A 23,381-nucleotide genomic window follows, 5' to 3' on the forward strand; every position below is an offset into this window, starting at 1 on the left:
TCTTGGCGGGGGCCGGCGGCGGGGGTCGTCGGTGAACGGAAGTCCGGGACCCGGAAGTCCGCGACCGGCGACCCCGCCAAGAACCGGTGAGCTAGCCGATGCGGAACTGGTCGCCGTAGACGGCGAACACCAGCGGGGTGTTCAGGTTGAAGTTGCCGTTGTTGAGGAACACCCGCTGGGCGGTGTCGACGCGGGAGGTGTCCGAGTGGGCCTCCTCCTTCTTCATCTCGATGACCCGCTCGTCGAGGAAGGCGTTGAGCCAGGTCCGTTCGTCGCCGCCCTGGGCTGGCGGTTTGGCCCGGTTCAGGGCGCGGCTGCGGATCTGACGCATCCCCTCGTACCCGTGCATGACCGCCGCGTCGTAGTAGGCGAACTGGCCGAGCGCCCGGACCTGGTCGTTCTTGCCGTCGCGTACCGACGGGTTGAAGTAGACCCGGTCGCGTTCGGCCTCCTGGGCGGCCTGGAAGACCGAGTCGGTGGCCGCGGTCCGCCAGTCGCGGGGGAAGTTGGGGTCGAGGCCGGAGTGCGACGGGGTGCCGTTGACGTTGCGCAACGCCGGCAGGTAGCCGGCGAGCACGTTGCCCGGCTTGGTGCGGGTGTACGCCTCGACCAGTTCGAGCATGTCGCCGGTGCCGGAGCAGAAGCCGATGATGCCGGCGGTGTAGCCGCGCCCGTCACCGATGTCCTCGATGTAGGAGAACTGCGCGCGCCAGTCGAGCGAGGAGTTCTCCGCGGCCGAGACGAGCTGCATGGCGACGTCCTTCTTCGCCGGGTCGTCGAGGTTGGTGCCGCTCGGGTTGGTGGGCGTGGGGGTGGTGGTGCCACCGCCCGGCAGGGTCCACCGCTGGTTGGTGGTGCCGCCGCAGGTCCAGATCTGCAACCGGGTGCCGTTCGCGGTGCTCCGGTCGGTGACGTCGAGGCACTTGCCGGAGCTGGAGTTGATGAGTGCGCCGTTGCTGGCGGTCCACTTCTGCGCGCCGGTGTTGTTGCAGTCGTACAGCTGCACCTTGGCGCCGTTGGCGGTCGACGCGGCGGTGACGTCGAGGCACTTGCCGAGTGCGCGGATCGAGTTGTCGGTGTTGCCGACGGTCCACGTCTGGGCCGCGCTGCCGTTGCAGTCGTAGAGCTGGACGGGTGTGCCGTTGGCCGGGTTGGCGCCGGCCACGTCGATGCACTTACCGCCGAGGCCGGTGATCGGGCCGGCGGTCGCGGCGCTCGCCGACGGCAGGCCGTAGCCGACGGCGGCGACACCGATCAGCAGGGTTCCCACGACGTAGGCGACTGTTCTCTGGTGAACCATGGTGTTCCTCGGGGAAGGGGCGGCGTGCCGCCAGCCGGTCGGTGGCCCGGCGCGACAGTTCGGGCCCCGGCGGGCACCGCGAGCATCAGGAAACTGTATTAACAGATACCAGCCCGTCTATTTCTCGTCAATCGACGACCGCGAGGCGTGACACCGCCAGTTCACCCCGTCGTTGGCCGGGCGTCCGTGCCGGTGGCTATCGTCGGGCCGTAACTGATCAACGGGCCGGTCCATCGGAACCAGCACCGTCCGACGGACAGAAGATGGTCATGGAGTCGAGTCTGCGCGCTCGGGTGCGAGCCGGTGACCCCGGCGCGTTCGCCGAGCTGTTCGACCGGTACGCGCGCTCGGTGTACAACCACGCGTTCCGGCTGACCGCCGAGTGGGCCACGGCGGAGGACGTCATGGCCGCCACGTACCTGCAAGCCTGGCGTTCCCGGGAGCGGGTCACCGAGGAGGGCGGGTCGCTGCGTCCCTGGCTGCTCGGCATCGCCACCAACGAGGCCCGCAACCACACCCGCAGCAACCGCCGGTACCGCAGGGTGGCCGCCGCGCTCCTCGCCTCCGACTTCACACTGCCCGACCACGCCGACGAGGTCGCCGGCCGACTCGATGACAGCCGACGCATCGCCGCCGCGATCGACGCGCTCGCCCGGCTGCGTCGGCCCGAGCGCGAGGTGTTGACCCTGTGCCTGTGGGAGGGCCTCGACTACGAGTCGGCGGCGGAGGCGCTGGGCGTTCCGGTCGGCACGGTGCGGTCCCGACTGTCGCGTGCCCGTGCCCGGCTCCGTACCCTCGTCGATGCCCCGCCGCGCGCCGCGCGACCGCCGGTCGTGGACGCCCCGCTCGTGCAGGAGGGCAGCCAGTGAGCGCGCCAGACCCGGCCGAGTGGGCGGAGATCGCCCCCCACCCCGGCGATCACGACCTGCCCGCGGGCAGGCACGAGCTGCACCGCAGCCGGCTGCTGACGGCGATCGCGCAGGAGCGGCGTACCCGTGCGTCATCCCGGGCGTTGTTGCGCCCCGCGCTCGCGCTGGCCGCGGTGGTTGCGGTCGCGGCGGGGGGTGCCGCGCTCGCCGTCAGGTCGAGCGACGACCCCCCGGCGGCGCTGCCGTCGCCGGCCGCGAGCCGTTCGGCCGCTCGGCCCGCGCCGCCGGGCGCGGTCGCCAAGATCCGCGCGTACGGCACTGTGCGCCAACTCACCGACACAGCGGACCTGGTGGTCCGTGGCGAGGTCGTGTCGGTGGCGGACGGGCGGACCGTCTACCGGGTGGCCGAGGTGCTCTACCGTGCGCCGGTCGCCGCGGTCTCCACCGAGATCACGTTGGGCACGGAATCGGTCGGGCCGCCCGGCCGGCCGACCGTCCTCTACCTGGCCCTCAGCGGCCCGGAGGCGCGCGTCTACGCCCCGCTGAGCGCCGACTTCGGGATCTTCGACCTCGACGGGGAGACGGCCACCAGCCGATCGTCGACGATGGCGGTGACCGGTCTGCGCGCCGAGGACGCCACCGGGGTGGGCCGTGCGTTCGTCACCACGCTGGCCGAGCTCCGCCAACTCGCCCGCGAGCGCGGCTGAGCCCCGAAGAACGAGGCTGAGCCCAGAGGAGCGCGGGCTGAGGCCAGAAAAGATGGAACTCGGTGCTCGGCCCGCACAGATAGAAGGCGTAAGCAGTGCCGCGTTCCGAGCGAGACGACTCGGGACGGCACCGAGACGCAAGGAGCGTTCCATGGCAGTCGACCTGCGCCGTACCCGGTCTCTGGTGGCCACCGCCGCCGCCGTGCTCGCCGCGGCGGCGTTGTCCGCCTGTGGCAGCACCGGCGCCGACAAGGCCGCCGCGCCCGCCCCGAGCAGCGCCGCCCCGACCACCGCCGCCCCGAGCAGCGCCGCCACGCCGACCAACGCCGTGCCGCCGATCAAGGGCAAGCTGCGCGGGTACGGCACCGTGCAGCAGCTCAGCGAGGCCGCGGACCTGGTCGTACGCGGCGAGGTCGAGGCGGCTGGTTTCCGGGTGGACGAGGTGCTGCGGGCCGCGACCGGGTCGACCGTGCGGGCCGGGGCGCGGATCACGCTCGCCAGCCTGCCCGCCGGTGTGCCGGACATGGCGAACATGTCCAAGCTCGAAGCGGGCCAGGTCGTGGTGCTCTACCTCGCCAAGGACCCGGCAGCCCCGACGTTCCAGACGCTCAGCGGTGACTTCGGGGTGTTCGACGTGAGCGGAACCGGCGCGGAGGCCGTCGCCGTGACCCGCTCGCAGGCCATGGCCGTCAGCGGCCTGCTCGCCGAGGACCCGGCCGCGTCCGGCCACGGTTTCCGCACCACCCTCGGCCAGCTGCGCACGGTCGCCGCCCAGGTCAAGTAGGACGAGTGGGAACGCGGACGGCGCCCGCCGAGTGCCGTCCGCGTGGTCACTGCTCCCGGTAGGTGGCGAGGTCGAAGTCGGCGTGTACGCCGTCGCCGGCGCCCAGGTCCTGCACCCACAGGCCGAGGAAGGCCCCGGTGAAGCCCCACGCCGCGGGCTCACCGTCGATGATCAGTGCGGCGTGTTCGTCGGACAGGATGGTCGCGTCCAGCTCGACCGGTAGCCGCCGCCAACCGGTGCCGAGGTCGTAGTCGAAGCGCACCACCGGCCCGTCGAAGACGGCCCGCAGGCCGACCCGGGTGACGCCGTCGGCATCGACGGTCAGCTCGGGGTACGCGGTGCGCCGCCCGTTGTCTGAGCTGAGCAGCTCCAGCACCGTCCGCCCGTCGTCGCCCCGGGTCAGGTAGAGGTGGTGCCAGTTGAGGGTGTTGTAGTAGGCGGTGATCCCGGCGAGCTGGCGGTGGTCGGCCGGTTCGAACTCCACAACGGTCTCCAGCGAACACTCCATCGCGCCGACGCGTCGCCCGACCAGGCTGGGTGACTGTCGGCCGACCGGCGACTGTCCGCCGTGAATCCGCAGGTACGACGGGCGGGTGTGCAGGTCGACCCAGTCCGCGGTGGCCGGTCGCCGCAGCGTCGACCAGCACCGCCCCAGCTCGGGGGCGTCGAAGTGGTCCGTCTCGGGCTCCGGCGGCCACGGGTGCGCGGGCAGGTTGGGTGCGACGACCTCGTCCGCGGGCACCCCTCCGGCGACCCGTGGCCAGCAGCCCGACGGCCACTCGACCCGCTGGATCGCGGTTTCCCGGCCGAGGACGCAGTTGCCCAGCGGCGAGTACGGGCGGCCAACCAGGTGGGCCAGGTACCACTCGCCGTGCTGGGTGCGGACCAGGCTGCCGTGGCCCGCCTTCTGCAACCGCAGGTCGGGTCGCCCGCAGGAGGTCAGCAGCGGCCCGTCCGGGTCCACCTGGTACGGCCCGAACAGCTCCCGGGACCTGGCCATGGTGACCTGGTGCTCCCAGCTCGTGCCGCCCTCGGCGGTGATCAGCCAGTACCAACCGTCGTGGCGGTACAGATGCGGACCCTCGGTGAGCCCGGCCGGGGAACCGGTGAACAGGATGCGAGGGTTGCCGACCAGACGCCGCGCGGCCAGGTCGTACTGCTGGATCTCGATGCCACCGAAGCGGTCGCGGCCGGGTCGCCAGTCGGCGCTCATGCTCAGCAGCCACGTGGTGCCGTCGTCGTCCTGGAACAGCGACGCGTCGAACCCGCGCCCGTGCAGCTTCACCGGCTCGGACCAGGGGCCGGTGATGTCCTCGGCGCTGACCAGGAAGTTCTGCGGATCCCAGTAACCGCTGGCGAAGCTGGCCACGTCGCTGTAGACGAGGTGGAACTGACCATCGTGGTACGACAGGTCGGGCGCCCACACCCCGTTGGAGTCGCCGCAGCCGCGCAGATCGAGCAGACGCCGTTCGGTGATGATCCCACCCAGGCTGCGCCAGTTCACCAGATCACGCGAGTGGTGCACGAGCACACCCGGGTACCACTCGAAGGTCGAGGTGGCCAGGTAGTAGTCGTCGCCGAGGCGCAGGATCGACGGGTCCGGGTGGAACCCGGCGAGGACGGGATTGCGGATCGACCGGGTAGCGGTCGCCACGTTAGCCATGTCGGTCGACACGAGGGCTCCCCTCTCGACGGGCTGTTGGAACTTCCGGAAACTCGTGATTCTTGGCCATTGACGGCCGTCCCTACGCTAGCCGGTCTTTTCGTATTAGGACAGAGGTATTGACCGGTGAGGCGACAGCTCGTAGCGTGCCGGCCATCGATCGGTATTACCGGCGAAGCATTGAAAGTTTCGGAGATCCATGGATCCCCACCCGCCGGCTCGGCCGGCGTTCGAGCACCCCCTGAGTCCCCGAAGGGATGGATCATGACTACGCACCTCTCCCGCCGAACGCTGCTCGGTCTCGCCGGTGCCGGTGCCGGCGCCTATCTGCTGAGCGCCTGCGGCGACGACGAGCCCAGCGACCCGAACGCCCCGCAGACCATCAACTGGTGGCACATCCAGAACACCGAGCCGATGCTTCCGGTCTGGGCGGCGCTGGCCACCGAGTACAAGGCCGCGCACCCGAACGTCACCCTCGATATCCAGCCCCTGGAGAACGAGGCGTTCAAGGCCAAGCTCACCACCGCCACCCAGGCTGGTGACCCGCCCGACCTCTTCCAGTCCTGGGGTGGTGGCGTGCTCAAGCAGCAGGTGGACGCGGGCCTGGTCAAGGACATCACCGACGACGTGAAGCCGTGGATCGGGAGCCTGCTGCCCGCCGCCCTGGAGCCGTACACGATCGACGACAAGATCTACGGCGTCCCGTTCGACATCGGCATGGTCGGTTTCTGGTACAACAAGGACCTCTTCGCCCGTGCTGGCATCACCGCCGCGCCCACCACCTGGGCGGGCGTGCTCGACGCGGTCCGTCAGCTCAAGGCCGCCGGCATCACCCCGATCGCACTGGCCGGCAAGGACAAGTGGCCGGCCCACTACTACTGGTCCTACCTCGCGATGCGCATCGGCGGGGTGGGCGCGCTACAGAAGGCCGTCGACGACAAGAACTTCGACTCCCCCGACCTCGTCGCCGCCGGCGATCGGCTCAAGGAACTCGTCGACCTGCAGCCGTTCCAGAAGGGGTTCCTCGGCGCGGCGTACGGCACGCCCGACGGGCAGGCCGCCACCATGGGCAACGGCGGTGCGGCCATGGAGCTGATGGGGCAGTGGGCACCTGCGGTGCAGGCCTCCAGCTCCACCAGCAAGAAGGGCCTCGGCGACAAGCTCGGCTTCTTCCCGTTTCCCACTGTCGACGGCGGAAAGGGCGCCACCACCGAGGTGTTCGGCGGCGGCAACGGCTTCGCCATCGGCAAGGACGCCCCCGCGGCCACCGCCGACTTCCTGAAGTTCCTGCTCAGCACGGACAACCAGCGCAAGTCGGCGCAGACCGGCGCGGTGCTACCGACCGTGCGGGAGGCCGCGACGGCCATCCCCGACGCCAACGGCAAGCTCCTCGCGCAGACCCTGGCCAGCTACACCGGCTTCCAGCTCTACCTCGACCAGGCGTACGCGCCGGCGCTCGGTTCGCAGATCAACGACAGCGTCGCCGAGTTGATCGCCGGCAACAAGTCGCCCGCGCAGATCGTCAAGGACATCACGCAGGTGGCGAAGACCGTCTGACCGTGACCACCCACCCATCCGTAGCCGGACATCCCCCTGTGGAGTAGGCATGACCAGGCCATCGACCGTGCCGGACACCAGGCACGGCGACCCGGCGACGGACCCACCGACGTCGGGGCCGGGCACCGTACGACAGCGCGGCCGCCAGCCCCGGCCGGGTCGCGGCGGCGTCCTCGCCATCTTCCTCACCCCAGCCCTGGTGCTGTTCCTGCTGCTGGTCGTCGCCCCCATCCTGGTGGCCAGCTACGCCAGCCTCTACAAGTGGAACGGCTTCGGGCTGCCGGAGAACTTCATCGGGCTGGACAACTACACCCGCGCGTTCCAGGACCCGACCTTCCGTGGTGACCTGTGGCGCGGCTTCGTCCTGGTGCTGCTGTCCCTGGTCGTCCAGCTGCCCGCGGCGTTGGCCCTGGCCATGCTGCTCAACCAGCCGCTGCGGGGCCGCGCCGCGTACCGGCTGATCTTCTTCGCACCGTACGTGCTCTCCGAGGTCACCACGGCCGTCCTGTTCGACCTGGTGTTCTCACCCAACCGGGGCCTGGGCGACGCGATCGCGACGTGGTTGAGCGCCGACGCCGGCACGGTCTTCGCTGACCCGGACACCGTGCTGTACGCCGTCTTCCTCGTGGTGTCCTGGAAGTACTTCGGCCTCTACATGATGCTGTTCCTGGCCGCCCGCCAGGGCATTCCCAAGGAGTTGTCCGAGGCCGCGGTCACCGACGGCGCCACCGCCTGGCAGGCGTTCCGGCACGTCACCCTGCCCCTGCTCGGGCCGACGATCCGGATCAGCGTCTTCCTGTCGGTCATCGGCACCATCCAACTGTTCGACATGGTCTGGGTGCTCACCCGGGGCGGCCCGATCCACTCGTCGGAGACCATGGCCGTGACGATGTACGAGTACGGCTTCCGCCGTTTCGAGGTCGGCTACGCCAGCGCGATCAGCATCATCATGTTCCTGCTGAGCCTCGTCTTCGCTCTCTTCTACCAGCGCATCGTCCTGCGTCGTGACACCGCGGGCGCGATCACCAACCAGGGAGGCCAGCGATGACCGGCACGGTGAACCGCGCCCAGCGGACCCGCGGCCTCGTGTTGCACCTCGTCTGCGTCCTCGTCGGAGCGCTCATCGTCGTACCGGTCTGGTTCGGCGTGCTCGGCGGCTTCAAGGACAACGGTCAGCTCTCCACCAATCCGTTGGGGTGGCCCGACCCGTGGATGCCGTCGAACTACACCGACATCCTCGCGTCCGAGGTGTTCTGGCGGCAGCTCGGTAACAGCCTGCTCGTCGCGGTGAGCAGCACCTTCCTTGTCGTCGCCGCTGCGGCGATGGCTGCGTTCGTCTTCGCGCGGTACGCCTTCCGGGGCCGCGAGTTCCTGGTGACCCTGTTCGCGATCGGCCTGATGTTCCCGTTCGCGGTGGCCATCCTGCCGCTGTTCGTCCTGCTGCGCGGCTTGGGCCTGCTGGACAACCCGCTCGGCGTCATCCTGCCCCAGGCCGCCTTCGGGCTGCCGATCACCATCATCATCCTGCGCCAGTTCTTCCGTACCATCCCGGCCGAGATCGAGGAGGCCGCCGTCCTCGACGGCTGCGGCTCCTTCGGGTTCTTCTGGCGGGTCCTGCTGCCGATGGCCCGCCCCGCCCTGGCCACGGTCTCGGTGCTGGCCGTGGTGACCAGTTGGAACAACTTCATGCTCCCGCTGGTCGTCTTCACCGATCAGAGCTGGTGGACCCTGCCCGTCGGGGTGCAGGCGTTCCAGGGCCAGTACACCGCCGAAACCGCACGGGTGCTCGCGTACGTGGTGCTGTCCATGGTGCCGGCCCTGGGCTTCTACGCCGTGGCCGAGCGTCAACTCATCGGCGGCCTCACCGGCAGCGTCAAGGGATGACCTCGCACCGCCGCCAGCAGACCTGAAGTTTTCCAGCGGACGCAGGGGGGAACCGTGGGCACCGAGAACGGCCGAAACGTCACCATCGCCATGATCGCGCGGTTGGCCGGAGTTTCCGTGCCCACCGTCTCCCGGGTCATCAACGGCCGCTCCGACGTCGCCCCCGACACCCGGGAACGCGTCGAGGCGCTGCTCAACCGGCACGGCTACCGACGCCGGTCACCGACCCGGCGTACCGACGCCGCCCTCATCGACCTGGTCTTCAACGACCTGGACAGCCCGTGGGCCGTGGAGATCATCCGGGGAGTGGAGGACGTCGGGCAGGCCAACGGCGTCGGCACCGTCGTGTCGGCCATCCACTGGCGCATCTCCTCGGCCAGACAGTGGCTCGACAACATGCGTACGCGCTCCACCGAGGGAATCATCTTCGTGACCTCGATGGTGAACCCGCCGTTGCAGGCCGAGCTGCGCCGGCTTCACCTGCCGGTCGTCATCATCGACCCGGCCGGGGTCGACCCGCAGGAGTCACCCACCATCGGCGCCACCAACTGGGCGGGCAGCCTCAGCGCCAACCAGTACCTGATCAACCTCGGTCACCGTCGGATCGGCTTCATCGCCGGACCGCCGCACCTGATGTGCAGCCGGGCCCGGATGGACGGCTACCGGGCCGCCCTCGGCGCCGCGGGCATCCCCATCGACGACACCCTGATCCGGGCCGGCAACTTCTACCACGAGTCCGGCTTCACGGCGGGCACCCAGTTGCTGGCCCTGCCCGACCCGCCCACCGCCATCTTCGCCTCCAGTGATCAGATGGCCCTCGGCGTCTACGAGGCGGTCCGCAAACGGGGCCTGCGGGTGCCCGACGACGTCAGCGTGGTCGGCTTCGACGACCTGCCGGAGGTGCGGTGGTGCTCCCCACCGCTGACCACCGTCCGTCAACCCCTGGCCGAGATGGGCATGCTGGCCGCGCGTACGGTGCTGCGCCTTGCCAGCGGTGAGCGGACCGAGAGCCCCCGGGTGGAGCTCGCCACCGAGCTCATCGTCCGTGACAGCGCCGCACCGCCACGCTCGTGATCTTCCTCAGCCGACCCGCAACGCGTCGTCGACGCCCGTCTCCCGACGGCCGAGGCGCGCCGGATCCCGACCGGAGAGCAGATCCAGCGCGGCCTTCACGCAGGCTCCGTTCTCCCGGGACGAACTGAACCACCACGTCTGGGCGTACCGCTTCGCGCTGTCGTCGCCCACGCCGCTGGCGTCGATACCGAGACGCCGGCACAGCGCCACGGCGCGTGGGAGGTGGAAGGACTGGGTCACCACTGTGGCTCGTCGTACCCCGAAGATCCGTTCGGCCCGCGCACACGAGTCGTAGGTGTCGAAGCCGGCGTAGTCCGGCACCACCTTGTGCGCTGGTACACCCCGCTCCACCAGCCAGCTCCGCATCGCGGCGGGCTCGTTGTAATCGGCGTTCATGTTGTCGCCGGAGACCAGGATCGCTTGAACCTTGCCGGCGTCGAACAGTCGCCGCGCGATCTCCAGTCGGGCCGCGAGGACGGGGGAGGGTGTGCCGTCCGCGTCCACCTTGGTACCCAGGACCAGCGCGACCGGCGCGTTCGGCACCTCGGCCTCGCCGTAGAGGTGGCCCTCCGCGGTGTCGCGGATCCACGTCACGCTGGCCACCGTGCCCCCGGTCAGCGCCACCGCTCCCACCACGAGCGCGAGGATCGTCCGGCGGGCCAACCGCCGATGCTCCCCGTACCAACGCCTGGCCGCACCGAATCGTCCCCGCATGCCGCAAGGCTATTCGGCCCGCGCTCACGACCGTCGTCGGTGTCGTTGTCGACCTGACGCCACCCCCGCGGCAGCGAACAAAGATCATTGTCTATGGACAATCGCTCACTGTTAGCGCTAACGTGACGGACAGTCGTCGATACTCGAACGACCTCGGGCCGCCGGGACGGAGCTGTCGCCATTGGCCCTGGGCGTGACGGACGACGATTGTGGCGTGGGGCGGGTGGCACGTGGCCGGCGCGAGACGGCCCGAGACCACCACCGGGCGACCCGCGCGCCACGCGGCCGAGGCATGAACGGCCACCGGGAATCCAGGGGCACCGCAGCAACCGGGACAGTCGTGCGACGACAACCGGTCCGCCGGCCTGCCCAGCGCACACCGCTGAGCAGCGGCCCACACCTGGGCCGCCCTGGTGACGACCGTCGGTCCCAGCCCCGGCCGCCGGGTCGCGTCCCGCTGTTCGGAGTCCGGGCCCGAGCAGCGGGACGCCACCCGGCCCCGTGCCGGAGCGCCGTCATCCTCGGTAGTGACATCACCGCGTCGGCTACCGATGAACCCGAGTGGCGGCCACGATCCGACCGGTGGCCCGGCTCGGGAACCGTCCCGCGCCGGGCCAGCCGCCGCACGAGCAACCGACGGGGTACGCCAAACCGGCGCCGCCGTCGGTCACCGCGTCAGGTGCGGGTCCACCGCTGACTGGTCGTGCCGTTGCAGCTCCCCAGGACCACCGGGGTGCCGTTGGCGGTTCCGGCGGCGTTGGGCGTGAGGCACAGGCCGGACTGCACACCGGTTACCGTGCCATCGGTGTTGAGGTTCCACTGCTGGTTGGTGCCGCCGTTACAGTCCCAGATGATCACCCGGGTGCCGGGCGAGGTTCCGGCGCCTTCGGCGTCCAGGCACTTCGTGCCGTACACCTGGAGCTGTTTCGTGGCGGTCGGCGTCCACTGCTGGTTGGTGCCGCCGTTGCAGTCCCACAACGTCAGCTGCGTGCCGTTGGTCTGCGACCGGGACGGGACGTCCAGGCAGCGGTTCGCGCCGGTGTTGCGCAGCGGGGCCGCCGTGCCGCCGGGCGGCGCGGCGGTCGGGCTCGTGCTGTCGAAGCCGAGGAACCGGATGGCCTGCGCGGCGTCGAACGGGATGGAGTGGCCGTACCCCTGGAAGCTGATCGCTTCGACGGGCGCCGTGCCGCCGGTGCCCCCGTACCGGGTGCGGGTGGCGCTGGTCTGCGGGGAGTCGGTGAAGCTGGGGGTCTGTGACACACCCTGCACGTTGGTCCACTGCTTGATCTGCTCGCCGAAGTTGACGTAGCTCAGGGTGGTGTCCGTGGTGCCGTGCCAGATCTGGAAGCGGGGACGCTTGCCGGAGTAGCCGGGGTAGGCGTTGCGGACCAGGTCACCCCACTGCTGTCCGGTCCTGACGATCCGTCCGCCGGAGCACTCGCTGTTCCACTCCGCGCCGTTGGTGGTGGCGAAACACCCGAACGGGACCCCGGATGAGCTGAACCCGGCATTGAACAGGTCCGGGTAGAGGCCGACCATGACGTTGGTCATCATGGCGCCGGAGGAGAACCCACCCACACCGATCCGGTTGGCGTCGACCGGGTAGCGGCTCCGGACGTAGTCGACCATGGACTTGAGGCCTACCGGGTCGCTGCCGCCGTCACGCCGCAGGGCCTGCGGTGACGAGACGTCCCAACACTTGCTGCTGCGGGTCACCGACGGGTAGATCACGATGAAGCCGTAGCGGTCGGCGAGGGTGCTGAGCCCGAAGCCGGTGTGCACCGCCGGACCACTGCCGGTGCAGTAGTGCAGGGCGAGGAGCAGCGCCGGCTGGGCCGCCACCCGGTCCGGCACGTACAGGTGCATCTGGAGGTTCGTGGGGTTGGTGCCGAAGTTGGTCACCTGGGTGAGCGTCGCGGCCGACGCCGGGGTGGCGGCCGTGACCACGGCCGTCATCGTCGCCAGGGCCGTCGCCAGCGCGGCGGCCAGCAGTGCGATCCTTGATCTCATCGGCGGTTCCTCTTGTCGTGAGTCGGGGACCCGGCGGCGGCCCGACGGCCCGACGGAGGCGGTCGACGGCAGCGCCCGGGCGGTCCCGAGGCGCGCGACGTCCGCCGCGCGTCGCCGGCGGCTGCTGGCAGATCCTGATGCGACGTCCACGTGCCCAGGGACGTCCTGACCACCGAGGCCCGACCAGCGATGACCCTCCCGGTGAGTCACGGACGCTGATCGCCTCGCATCGACTGTGAGCGATAACATGCCGTTCGTCAAGCTGTGACGTATGACGTTTGTCGATCTCCTGTCGAGCGTTGACGTCTTCCGCTCGGTGGAGAGTGGGTGCCACAATGAGGTCGGCGCTCAAGCGGTTATCGCTGGGCCCGGGGGAGGGCCTTCCGCAGGAAGCGGACGGTGGGCACGAACCCGGAGGCCGTCTCATGACCCATCCGCTAGACGCTACCGCCATCTCCGGCGTGGTCGATCTGCTCGTTGGCGTGCTGCAACTGGCCGCCGCGGTCGTCACCCTGCTGGCTGCCGTCAGTGTCCGTGGGCGTCGTTCGGGGCGCCGCGGGCGCGGCGAAGACGACTCCTGACGCACCTTGAGATTGTCGAGCCGACAGTGCCATTGTGGTACGTCGATGAAGAGCCGCGCGCGGGGCTGACGTCCGTCCACTGGGCAGCCGGGATCCAGATGTGATCTCCGGGGGACGGTGACACAAGCGATGGACCAACGAGAGCCAATCGTCCGAGAGTTCGCCCGTCCCCGCGTCGCACAGTGACCGGCGGGGCGGCTCATCTGCGCTAAGGAACCCCGCCCATGCGTACACCGAAGACCCGCGCGGCACTCCTGGCGGGCCTGCTGCTCGCCGCGAGCGCCCTCGCGGTCGTCAACCCACCAACCGCCAGCGCGGCGGCCGACCCGGTCACCGTGACCGTCAACACCCGTGCCGGTCTGGCGACCGTGCCGGGCACCGCGCTCGGCGTCAACCACGCCATCTGGGACTCGAATCTCGGCACCGCCGAGACGTCGGATCTGCTCCGCGATGCCGGCGTGCAGATGATGCGCTACCCCGGCGGCTCGTACGCCGACATCTACCACTGGAAGGACCACACAGCGCCGGGCGGCTACGTCGCGCCGGGAACCGACTTCGACACGTTCATGGCGGCAGTCCATCGCGTCGGCGCCCAACCGATGATCATCGCGAACTACGGCACCGGCACGCCCGCCGAAGCCGCCGACTGGGTGCGGTACGCCAACGTGACAAAGGACTACGACGCCCGCTACTGGACCATTGGCAACGAGAACTACGGCAACGGCCACTACGGGTCCGCGTGGGAGGCGGACGACCACCCGGACAAGAGCGCGACACAGTACGCGAGGCTGGTCGTCGAGTACGCCGACGCGATGAAGGCGGTCGACCCGAGCATCAAGGTCGGAGCGGTGCTGACCATGCCGGGCAACTGGCCGGACGGGATCACCGCCGGCAGCGACCCGGGCCCGTGGAACCAGACAGTGCTCTCCATCGCCGGCCCGAAGATCGACTTCGTGGACGTGCACTGGTACCCGGGCGGCACCGCCGCCGAGTCACTGGCCCGCGTCAACCACCTCCCCGACGCCACCTACCTGCTGCGCCAACAACTCGCCCGGTACGCCGGCGCGAACGCCGACCGCATCGGCATCAGCTTCACCGAGCTGAACGTCGACGCCGGCCGGAACACCCAACCGGCGGCGCTCTTCCTGGCCGACGTCTACAGCGCGCTACTGGAGAACGGCGTCTTCACCGCGCACTGGTGGAACGTGCACAACGGCATGGGCACCGTGACGCAGGTGGCCGGCCAGACCGACTACGGCGACTTCGGGATGCTCTCCAGCGGTGCCTGCACCGAGGACGGCTCGGTCTGCCAACCGTCGCTGAACACACCGTTCGCGCCGTACCACGGGCTGAGCATGATGAAGCTCTTCGCGAAGTCAGGCGACCAGTTCGTCCGCGCCGGCACCGACGAGCCCCTGGTCACCGCCCACGCCGTCCGCCGGAGCAACGGTGACCTCGCCGTGCTGCTGGTGAACAAGGACCCGGACAACGACCATTCGGTCACCATCGACTACGCCGGGTTCACTCCGTCGACCGTCGCGCCGACGGTCTCCACTCTCACCAACGGCGCCACCGGCATCGCCACCAGCCAGTCCGGCTCCGCGACCAGTCGGACGCTGCCGGCGTACTCGTTGACCACCCTGGTGCTGCGCCCGGCAGGCGCGAGCGCCGGACGGCCGACGGCACCGGGCCAGCCGACCGCGAGCGGCGTCACCGACCGCGCCGCGACCATCAGCTGGCCGGCGGCCACCCCGGGCGGCAGCCCGATCGCCAAGTACGAGGTGCACCGGCAGAACGGGGCGGTCAGCGAGCAGCTCGGCGAGACGACGTCCACCTCGTTCACTGTCGACAACCTCGTGCCCGGCAGCAGGTACACCGTCAACGTGCTGGCCCGCGACACCGCCGGGCGGGTCTCCTGGGCCTCACCGCCGCTCACCTTCGCCACCGGCAGCCCCGCCACCAGCGCGTGCACCGTCCGCTTCACCACCAGCAACGACTGGGGCAACGGCTACATCGGTGGTGTCGACATCATCAACAACGGGACCAAACCGCTCAACGGCTGGACGCTCACCTGGACCTGGCCCACCGGCTGGCAGCAGGTGAGCAGCGGCTGGAGTGCCACCTGGGAACAGGTCGGCGCAGCCGTGCGGGTCACGCCCACCACCGACAACCGGCAGATCGTCGCCGGCGGCACCGTGAACGCCGGCTTCGTCGGCGCGTACAGCGGGCCGAACGTGCTGCCCACGGCGTTCACGCTCAACGGCACCGTCTGCGCCACCGGCTGACACCGCAGCGACCGGCCGGCCCGAACTCGTCGGCCCGGCCGGTCGCCCGGTCAACCGACCTGCCGGACCGTCACCGTGGCCGACCCGGTCTCGTCCGCCCACGGGTCGAGCAGGAGCGTGTACGTGCCGCCAGTGGGCAGCGGGCCCACCTCGAAGCGTCCGGCACCACCGATGACGCAGCCACTGCCCACCGCCTCGCCGCCCGGGCCGGTGACGGTCAGAATCGCGCACCGGTCGGGAAGACTGGCGGCGCTCACCTCGACGGTGAGGCGCCTACCGCTGGCGACGGAAAACCGCAGGCGGCTCACCGCGCCGGGCCGGCCGACCGACAGGGTGTTCGCCCGGCCATCCGCGACGGTGTCCCGCTGCTCGTCGCTGGCGTCGCGCAGCCGCACATCCGCCGCGCCGGTGTCGGTGGAGGTCCCGTCGACCTCCAGCACGTACCGGCCGCTGGCCGGCAGGACGAACCCGTCGACGAACCCGTGGCCGCCGATCACGCAGCCGCTGGCCACCTCGTCGCCGGCCGGATCGCGCAGTCGCAGCAGGCCACAGCGGTCGGGCACCGTGGCGTCGGTGACCTGGAGGAAGACCTTCTGGCCGGCGCGCCCGTCGAAGGACAGGCGGCTGACCGCGCCCGGCTGGGCGAGCGTCGCCCGGACCGGTGGCCCGTCCACCGTGAGCGTCTTCTCCTCATCGGTCACCGCGACGACCCGTACCGTCGCGCGGCCGAGGTCGGCATCCCACGGGTCGAGCACCACCTGATGGTCGCCGGTGGCGGTCAACGTGGTCGTGTCGATGAAGCCGACACCGGAGATGACGCAGCCGGTCGCCAGTTGACGGCCCTGCGGGTCGAGCAACAGCAACACGCCGCAGCGGTCCAGCACGGTGGCGGCGGGCACCTCCACGAAGATCTTCTGGCCGGCCCGGCCCGGCACCTTCATCGCCGCCGTGGCACCGGCCCGGGTCACCTCCAGGTCGACGCCACCGGCAGCGGGCACGTCGCGCTGCGCGCGGGCGGCGTCCTCGGCGAACACCACCTGCCCGGTGAGGCCGACGTCGAGCACACAGTCGGCGAGGATCTGCGGATCGGTGACACCGGCCCGCCGGCAGACGAGTTCAGCGGTGGCCCGGTTCGGCAGGTCCCCGGCGGTGAGCAGCCGGTCCGGGAAGCGCCGGTCGGTGAACGTGCCGGTGTTCTGCCCCGGCTCGTAGTCGAACAGCGAACGCTGCGCCTCGACGCGCCAACTGTCGGCGAAGCCGGGGTACAACGCCTCGAACGGGGGCGCCTGCGGCACCCGCCTCCCGTTGCGCACGGTCAGGTCGTCGCCGGGGTCACCGTCGTGGTCGCCGAGCAGACCCTCCAGCGTCCCGGCCCGGACGGTGGGCGCGCTGACGCTCACGCTCAGCCCCCACACCCCGATCGGCTGCGCGGTCAGCTGAGCACCGTCTGGCCACTGGACTGTCACCGTGCCGTCTCCCCAGGTGGTGACGGTGCCGCCGCGCGGCAGCTTCACCCCGTCGGGCGCGGACACCGGGGCGGCGCCGTTCACCCGGACCGTCGGGCCGTCGGGTGTGACGTACACGCCGACCCGGTCGCCGGCCACCCGAACCGCGACGGCCGCGTTGACGGCCACCACCGAGCTGGCCGGGAACATCGTCTGTCGTACCTGGACTTCGAAGTCGTCGCTCGTCGAGCGGGTCAGCACGAACTCCCCGGCGGCCTGGAAGTCGTACCGCAGACCGTCGTAGGTGAGCAGGTGCGGATCGCCGTTGCTGTTGGCGCACCGATAGCCCTTGCCGATCACCGAGATCGAGCAACCACCACCGCCAGGTGGTCGGGGCCTGGGCTTGTCGCAGTCCTTGCCGTTGGACGGCAGCTTCTGACGGCTGTACGTGGTGCGCGTGGGCAACCCGGCGGCCCGGCGGTACGCGTTCTCCGCCAACGTCGCGTGTACCTCGGCCGGGTCCACGCCGCTGGCGAACTGGCCCCCCTGGGTGCAGAACTGCCCCCGGTCGGTGTCGTTGGCGTAGTCGAGGGCGTGGTTCATCTCGTGGACGAGGGTGGCGCACCGGTCCTCGGTGAAGCCCGCGCCCTCCGCCCGCAGCGCCCGCCCGTGGTTGTCCGGCCACCAGTTGATCTGCACGTCGCTGCCCGGGACGTACGTCGTCGTGCTGCTCTCCGCACCGAAGATGGGTTTGCGAACCTTGATCTGCTTGCCGGAGCGCTCCAACGCGTCGAGCACCGCGCCGTTGCCGGAACTGCGGATCGTCGCGACGCAGCCCGCATACGCCGTTTGCAGGTCGCTGTTGACGCTCACCGTGGCGGACGCCGCCGCTGGGGCGACCAGCACCAGCACGCCCGCCAACACGAGACCGAGCCGCGTTTGGCGCCGCCGCCCCGTCCGGCACCCGACTGAGTTGGCACTCGGCGTCGCGGTTGTTGACCAGCTTCAGCCGCAGGCTGACCTGCTCACCCACCCGGTACGACGGTTGCGCCGCGCTGACGGTCAGGCCGACCGTCACCGAACCCGGCCAGCCTGCGCCGCAGGCGGTGGGAACGCTGTCGTGATCCGGCCCGGTGGATGTCCGCTAGCCGACCCGAGGGCGGGCACTGCCACATCCGGTGCCCGCCCTCCGGCTACCGTCAGCCGTCCACGCTGCGGAAGGTCCTGCTGGCGCAGGGGTAGCCCAAGTAGTCTTCCGGGCCGTTCGCCGTGCAGATATCCATCCGGACCACGTCGTTCGCGTAGACCTGAGCCGGATCCCAGATGACCGACGACCCGGATCCGCCGCCGTTGTACCGGGTGCCGATCAGGACGCCATTGACGTAGACGCGACCCAGGACTCCGTCACCATTCGCGCACGTGTCCGATACGACGAAGTAGTCGTCGTTCATGCCACCGCCGGGTGCGCCTTCGCCATAGTCGACAAAGTCGATGCGACCAGCTTGGCACGAGGCGTTGCCGTCCCAGAGGGTCATGTCACTGTTGTCGTTGTGGGCGGCGAAGGCCGGTGAGCCTGTGACAACGAGGGCGGCGGTTACCGCGGACACCATCGACAGCTTGAGTCCAAGACGCTGGGCCTTCATGCGTGACCTCCATGACCGGGTGGTATCGGCTTATGAATCTTTCTCAGCATATTGATGAATCTGAAAGCACTGCTACCGCTACGGTCTGTTCCGCACAGCACGCCGATGTCCGGCCTGGTCAATGGCGTGTTCGGTTTAGTCCCGAACAGGCAATCCGGCTCGCCGCCACCTGCGCCCGACGGTTTCCGCCATCGAGCGCCGCCTCACCACCAGATCTTGGACAGTTTCCGTTACGACGTAACGGAAACTGTCCAAGATCTGCACGGGTTCCGGTACGAACGCGGCCGCCGCGTTTCGGGTCCTCCCGCCAGCCGCGCCGTTGGTGACACTCCGCTGGGCAGGCAACTACGCTCAGGCAATGCTCGCCGGTTCGGGTCGAGCTGACGAAGCGTTCCATGTCGGATTGCGGCGTGGGCAGTTGTGGGGGAATACCGAATGGCCGACCTGCCGCACCCGCTCGCCGCGTTCATCGTCGCCGAGATTCGCCGCGCCCGAGGGGCCGCCGGGATGACCCAGGACGCCTTTGGCCGGGGCGCTGGCTTCAGCGCCTCCCATGTCAGCGCCGTGGAGAGCGAGACGCGGGCGCTGACGTTGGACTTCATCAAGGGCGCCGACCGGGCATTCAAGAACGGCGGACTGTTCGAGCGCATGGTGGGCAAGCTCGGCGCCCCGTCCTGGTTTCTGCCGTGGTTGGACGCGGAGCGCACGGCGACGCAGCTCAGGTGCTTCCAGCCGAGCCTCGTTCCGGGCCTGCTCCAGACGGAGAGCTACGGCCGCGCCGTCATCCGCTGCAACGACACGTTGAGCGACGACGAGGTCGAGAAGCGGCTCGCCCACCGGATGGACCGGCAGGAGACCCTCACAAAGGCGAACGCCCCGCACTTCGTCGCCGTCATCGCCGAGGCGGTGCTCCGCCGCGCCCGCGCGGACTTCCGCGACATCATGGCGGGGCAGATCAAGCAGTTGACCACCCTCGCGGAGCGACCGAACATCAACATTCACCTGTTGCCGGACGAGGTCAGCATGCACGTCGGCCTGACCGGGCCGTTCAGCCTGGCCCGGCTACCCGACCACAAGTGGGTGGCCGAGATGGAGAACCAACTCGGCGGCGTCGTCATCGACCGCGACGACGATGTGGATACCCTCATGTCGAGGTGGGAAATGGTTCGCAGCGAGGCGCTACCCCGCCAGCAGTCGCTGGATCTGATGAAGGAAGTGGTGACGTCATGGACCTGATCGACGCTACGTGGCGGAAGTCCACCCGCAGCGGCTCCGGCGGCGGCAACTGCGTCGAGGTTGCGGACAACCTGCCCGGCATTGTCGGCGTGCGGGACTCGAAGGACCCCGAAGGGCCGGCGCTGGTCTTCGGGCCGCTGGCCTGGCGGGCCTTCGTCACCGAGGTCGCCCAGCGGTCGTAGCCGATCCCCGAACGCGCCGAAGCGCCCGCCCCCCACTCGGGGGGACGGGCGCTTCGCGGTGCAGGAGTCGGTCAGCCGACCACCGACCGCAGTGGGACCTTGGCGGCATTGAGCGCGCGTACCAGATCGCGCGCGAACGGGTGTTCGTCCATCTGGAGCCCTTGCGGGTTCGGGATCACGACGTACGCCGAGCCGTTCTTCTCGGACGTCTGCGCGTCGGTGCTGAAGCGTCCGACGATCGCCCGGGTGCGGGGTAGGTCGCCGGCCGCCACCTGGATGGTGATCGGCCGCCACCCGCCGCCCAGGTCCGGCGTAACCGGCGCGGCGGCGGCGCTGGCGCGCGCCGCGTCGGTGCCCGGCGTGCGTCGGGCGCTCGGCGGGTTCGCCGGGTAGAGCAGCGCGTTGGCGACCAGGTGCAGACCACTTTCGTTGTACGCGCGGAAGAGCGGATTGAACGCGAACAGCACCGCCCGACCGGCGCCGGTCGGCTCGTCGACGACGGCCGCCGTGCCCTTCAGCGTGTCCGCCTCGACGGTGTAACCGTTGGCCCAGAACGTGTCACCGGTCGGGTAGGTGAGCACGTTCGTCCCGGTGGTGCTCGGGGTGAGGATCGGGTCGCTGTTGTTGAACTCGAAGTCCTCCGCCGGGCGACCCAGCGCCACCGGGCTGTCCTGGTCGACGTCGACGCGCAGGTGCGAGCCGATCACCAGGTAGTCGGCCGGCTTGGTCTTCTCCGTGGTCGAGGTCAGCCCGGCGGCCCGGGCCACCCGGGTGCCCTCGTTGCGCAGACCGAGGTAGGTGTGGCCCTGGCCGATCCAGTCGCGCAGGTTGGCCTGCCCGGCGGCGGTCAGACCGCCGGTGGCGTTGCTGCCGTCGGGCACCAGTAGCACGGTACGCCCGGTGAACGCCTCGGTGTTGTCGTTGATGTCGGCGGTGGTGACGGGTTTCAGGTCGAGCCCCCAGCGCTTGCCGAGCACGTAGCGGGCCTCGCCGTGCGAGCCGGAGGTGATGGAGATGCCGGTGCCCTGGAACAACCCCACGTCGGGCAGGTCGAGGCGGGTGCCGGCGGGCCGACCGCCCGGGGTGAGGGTGACCCCGAGGGACTCGGCCAGCCCGTCGACCGTCCGGCTCACCTTGGCCGCCGGGATGGCGACAGTGCCGGTCGTGAGGTCGCGGACCAGGGGGACGCCGCGGCCGAGCAGGTCGAAGGTGAGCTCCGCGGCGGCGGCCGAGTCGAGCGCGTACGTGTACGACCCCCAGGGCCACGCCACGCCGGCACGACCGCCGGAGACCTTGCGGACCAGTTCGGCCCTCGGCCGGACGGTGTCTGCGGTGTAGATGGCGTTGATGCCCATCAGCAGCGGGTTGCTCCAGGACGACACGTCGTAGAAGTACGGGAACGGAACGTACGGGTCCTCGCCCATGACGGCCTGGATCCAGTGCTTCTGCGGCTGGTCCATCGGGATCCAGTACGCGCCCTTGGGCACCGTCACGTTGGTGGCGCCGCGCCCGCCGAAGACCCGAGCGGTGGGCACCCGGGTCGCCTTCTGCACCTCGTACACCTCGACGTCCATCCGGCGCAGCCGCTCGACGAGTTGGCGGACGTCGGCGAGCTGCCGGTCGGGCAGCAGGAAGTACGAGCGGATGGTGAGGTCCGGCACCGGGAACTGAACCTCGTTGCTGGGCTGCACCACCTCGTTCGGTTCGAGGGTGCCCGCCCTGCCCTGGGCGAGCGCGTCGGTCCAGATGTCGAAATAGCCGTCCAGGACCTCGCGTTTGTTCGCGGCGGCCCAGCCGAGCGTTGACCACTGGGTGTGGAACTGCTGCTGGACCCGGTCGGCCACGGCCGACGCGCTGCCCTTCTCGTACGTCATGCCGGCCGCGCCGAAGCCGGTGGTCGGGACCGTGTCGCCGTAGCCCATGAAGAACATGTCGTACGTGTCGTAGTTGAAGTAGCACTCGGTGGTGACGGTTTCGTCGCAGGCCCCGTTGAAGCCGAAGCCGGCCTTGTTGGCCTCGCCGATCCGGTTGATCCAGTCCACCGCCTCACCGGCGATCTCGTGGTGGATCGGGTCGGCGTTGGGCGGGAAGAAGTACTGCCGGCCACCCATCTCGTGCGCGTCGATGAAGACCTGCGGCGGGTAGCGGCGCAGCAGTTCGAGTTTGCCGTCGGTCTCCTGCTGGGTGCGGGCGAACCAGTCCCGGTTCAGGTCGAAGCCGAACTCGTTCTGCCGCCGGGTGGCGTCGCGGCCGTCCGGGTTCTGGGTGGGGACGATGACGGTGACCAGGTTGTCGTTGCGCTGGGCGACCGCGCAGGACAGGCCCGCCGCCAACTCGTACAGCGTCTTGAGTGCCGCGTCCGCGCCGCTCTTCTCGCCGCCGTGCACGTTCGCGGTGACCCAGACGATGGCCGGGCTGTCCTTCGCCGTCCGGGCGGCCGTTCGCGCGCTGGTCCGGCGCGGGTCGCGCAGGTCCCGGACGTCGTCGGCGATCTCGCGCAGCGCGGCGGGCCGCACGTGGCGCTCGTTGGACACCACCGCGTACGGCAGGGGTTGGCCGAGCACGCTGGTGGTCATGACGCCGGTGACGACCCGGTTCGAGGCGCGGTCGACGGCACCGAGGTAGGTGCGGACCTCGTCGTTGGTGACGACCCGTTCCTGCCCGGCGCCGAGCGGGAAGCCGAGCACGTTCTCCGGAGTGGGCACCGTGCCCAACCTGGCGGTCGGGTCGTCGCTGCACCGGGAGGGCGGGGCGGCGCTCGCGGCCGATGTGCCGCCGAGCAGGGGAACCATGCCGAGCAGGAGGACGATCGTGGCGGCACTTGCCAGCCGCCTGGCGGGGACCATCCGGAACGGACGTGTCGATGGGGCCATGAGTCGTGTTTCCCTTCTCGGGAACAACCTCGCAGTGGCCGGAGCCTATGAACCGTCGATACGACGGTCAAGGGTTGATCGATATTGCTGACTACTCGGCGTGCCGGTCCCGACGCGGACTGGCAGGATGGTGGCGTGGGCTTGTCGTCGTCTGGGAGGAGGAGCCGTGCCGGAGATGATCACGCTCTCGGTTCATCCGGATCTTCCGTCCGCCGATGCTCGGCGTTCGCTGGCGTCCTGGCTGCGCGCTGAGGATCGGCTGCGGGAGGGGGTGACCACGACGTCCCCCGACGGGATGTCGGCGGACACCACGGACGTCCTGCGGGTGGCGGCCAGCGACGCGGGCACCGCCATGGTGTTGGTGCAGGCGATCGCCGGCTGGCTGACCCACCGCCGCGACGATGTGACGGTGAGACTCACCCGGCCCGACGGTTGGTCGGCCGAGGTGGACGTCCGCCGGGCTCGGGACATGGACCAGGTGACAGCGCTCATCGAGGCCGCGGTGCGCGCGGTGACACCCGCGCAACGGTGAACGGCCCGCCGCCGGCTGAGAGGTCGGCCGGCGACGGGCCGG

The 23,381-nt window shown here is 70.2% G+C and carries 19 protein-coding genes; 12 read left to right on the forward strand and 7 right to left on the reverse strand.

Annotation, left to right across the window (positions count from 1 at the left end):
• Positions 1-91: 91 nt before the first annotated feature.
• A complete protein-coding gene (locus tag DLJ59_RS24215; RefSeq protein ID WP_124774905.1) occupies positions 92-1,300 on the reverse strand; it encodes a chitosanase in 1,209 nt (402 codons plus the stop codon).
• Between the two features lie 269 nt (positions 1,301-1,569).
• Between DLJ59_RS24215 and DLJ59_RS24220 the strand changes: the two genes are divergently transcribed.
• The 3 genes from DLJ59_RS24220 to DLJ59_RS24230 all read left to right on the forward strand — a co-directional run bounded on the left by DLJ59_RS24220 (position 1,570) and on the right by DLJ59_RS24230 (position 3,660).
• Positions 1,570-2,169 carry an RNA polymerase sigma factor gene (locus tag DLJ59_RS24220; RefSeq protein ID WP_124774906.1) on the forward strand — a complete coding sequence of 200 codons (600 nt, stop codon included), beginning with the start codon at positions 1,570-1,572 and terminating at the stop codon, positions 2,167-2,169.
• A complete protein-coding gene (locus DLJ59_RS24225; RefSeq protein ID WP_124774907.1) occupies positions 2,166-2,876 on the forward strand; it encodes a hypothetical protein in 711 nt (236 codons plus the stop codon). The genes DLJ59_RS24220 and DLJ59_RS24225 overlap by 4 nt, the downstream gene beginning before the upstream one ends.
• 151 nt (positions 2,877-3,027) lie before the next feature.
• The gene (locus tag DLJ59_RS24230; protein ID WP_124774908.1) at positions 3,028-3,660 is read left to right on the forward strand and encodes a hypothetical protein; all 633 of its coding nucleotides are present in this window, start codon (positions 3,028-3,030) and stop codon (positions 3,658-3,660) included.
• A 46-nt stretch (positions 3,661-3,706) separates the two neighbouring features.
• Here the strand turns inward: DLJ59_RS24230 and DLJ59_RS24235 are convergent, their stop codons facing one another.
• A complete protein-coding gene (locus DLJ59_RS24235) occupies positions 3,707-5,335 on the reverse strand; it encodes a glycoside hydrolase family 43 protein (protein WP_208648821.1) in 1,629 nt (542 codons plus the stop codon).
• A 252-nt stretch (positions 5,336-5,587) separates the two neighbouring features.
• On the opposite strand from DLJ59_RS24235, the gene DLJ59_RS24240 reads away from it, so the two are divergent.
• From DLJ59_RS24240 to DLJ59_RS24255, 4 genes are all read left to right on the forward strand, one after another.
• Complete coding sequence (locus tag DLJ59_RS24240; protein WP_124774909.1) at positions 5,588-6,880, forward strand: extracellular solute-binding protein; 1,293 nt, start codon at positions 5,588-5,590, stop codon at positions 6,878-6,880.
• A gap of 49 nt (positions 6,881-6,929) precedes the next feature.
• Positions 6,930-7,928, forward strand: a complete 999-nt coding sequence (locus DLJ59_RS24245; RefSeq protein WP_124774910.1) for a carbohydrate ABC transporter permease — start codon at positions 6,930-6,932, stop codon at positions 7,926-7,928.
• Positions 7,925-8,764 (forward strand): carbohydrate ABC transporter permease, encoded by an 840-nt coding sequence (locus tag DLJ59_RS24250; RefSeq protein ID WP_124774911.1) that lies wholly within the window; start codon positions 7,925-7,927, stop codon positions 8,762-8,764. The genes DLJ59_RS24245 and DLJ59_RS24250 overlap by 4 nt, the downstream gene beginning before the upstream one ends.
• Positions 8,765-8,854: 90 nt before the next feature.
• Positions 8,855-9,838, forward strand: coding sequence for a LacI family DNA-binding transcriptional regulator (locus tag DLJ59_RS24255; protein ID WP_425271454.1), 984 nt, complete (start codon positions 8,855-8,857; stop codon positions 9,836-9,838).
• Between the two features lie 6 nt (positions 9,839-9,844).
• On the opposite strand, the gene DLJ59_RS24260 is transcribed toward DLJ59_RS24255, so the two are convergent.
• Positions 9,845-10,552 (reverse strand): SanA/YdcF family protein, encoded by a 708-nt coding sequence (locus tag DLJ59_RS24260; protein ID WP_124774913.1) that lies wholly within the window; start codon positions 10,550-10,552, stop codon positions 9,845-9,847.
• A gap of 675 nt (positions 10,553-11,227) precedes the next feature.
• Complete coding sequence (locus tag DLJ59_RS24265; RefSeq protein ID WP_124774914.1) at positions 11,228-12,562, reverse strand: extracellular catalytic domain type 1 short-chain-length polyhydroxyalkanoate depolymerase; 1,335 nt, start codon at positions 12,560-12,562, stop codon at positions 11,228-11,230.
• A gap of 425 nt (positions 12,563-12,987) precedes the next feature.
• Between DLJ59_RS24265 and DLJ59_RS36440 the strand changes: the two genes are divergently transcribed.
• The gene (locus tag DLJ59_RS36440) at positions 12,988-13,143 is read left to right on the forward strand and encodes a hypothetical protein (protein WP_158630900.1); all 156 of its coding nucleotides are present in this window, start codon (positions 12,988-12,990) and stop codon (positions 13,141-13,143) included.
• A 224-nt stretch (positions 13,144-13,367) separates the two neighbouring features.
• Positions 13,368-15,428 carry a cellulose binding domain-containing protein gene (locus DLJ59_RS24270; protein WP_124774915.1) on the forward strand — a complete coding sequence of 687 codons (2,061 nt, stop codon included), beginning with the start codon at positions 13,368-13,370 and terminating at the stop codon, positions 15,426-15,428.
• A 50-nt stretch (positions 15,429-15,478) separates the two neighbouring features.
• Here the strand turns inward: DLJ59_RS24270 and DLJ59_RS24275 are convergent, their stop codons facing one another.
• Entirely contained in the window at positions 15,479-17,797 is a 2,319-nt protein-coding gene (locus tag DLJ59_RS24275) for a VWD domain-containing protein (RefSeq protein ID WP_124774916.1), read from the reverse strand.
• Between the two features lie 275 nt (positions 17,798-18,072).
• A complete protein-coding gene (locus DLJ59_RS24280) occupies positions 18,073-18,516 on the reverse strand; it encodes a hypothetical protein (protein ID WP_124774917.1) in 444 nt (147 codons plus the stop codon).
• Positions 18,517-18,951: 435 nt separating this feature from the next.
• Here DLJ59_RS24280 and DLJ59_RS24285 point away from each other — a divergent pair, with 435 nt between their 5' ends.
• Both DLJ59_RS24285 and DLJ59_RS24290 read left to right on the forward strand, forming a co-directional pair.
• Entirely contained in the window at positions 18,952-19,752 is an 801-nt protein-coding gene (locus DLJ59_RS24285; protein ID WP_124774918.1) for a helix-turn-helix domain-containing protein, read from the forward strand.
• Positions 19,743-19,934 (forward strand): DUF397 domain-containing protein, encoded by a 192-nt coding sequence (locus DLJ59_RS24290; RefSeq protein ID WP_124774919.1) that lies wholly within the window; start codon positions 19,743-19,745, stop codon positions 19,932-19,934. The genes DLJ59_RS24285 and DLJ59_RS24290 overlap by 10 nt, the downstream gene beginning before the upstream one ends.
• 71 nt (positions 19,935-20,005) lie before the next feature.
• Here the strand turns inward: DLJ59_RS24290 and DLJ59_RS24295 are convergent, their stop codons facing one another.
• Positions 20,006-22,807, reverse strand: a complete 2,802-nt coding sequence (locus DLJ59_RS24295; protein WP_124774920.1) for a M14 family zinc carboxypeptidase — start codon at positions 22,805-22,807, stop codon at positions 20,006-20,008.
• A 175-nt stretch (positions 22,808-22,982) separates the two neighbouring features.
• Between DLJ59_RS24295 and DLJ59_RS24300 the strand changes: the two genes are divergently transcribed.
• A complete protein-coding gene (locus tag DLJ59_RS24300; RefSeq protein WP_244236201.1) occupies positions 22,983-23,339 on the forward strand; it encodes an effector-associated constant component EACC1 in 357 nt (118 codons plus the stop codon).
• Positions 23,340-23,381: the final 42 nt, after the last annotated feature.

It is taken from the genome of Micromonospora inaquosa, assembly GCF_003857055.1.
Lineage (GTDB): Bacteria > Actinomycetota > Actinomycetes > Mycobacteriales > Micromonosporaceae > Micromonospora > Micromonospora inaquosa.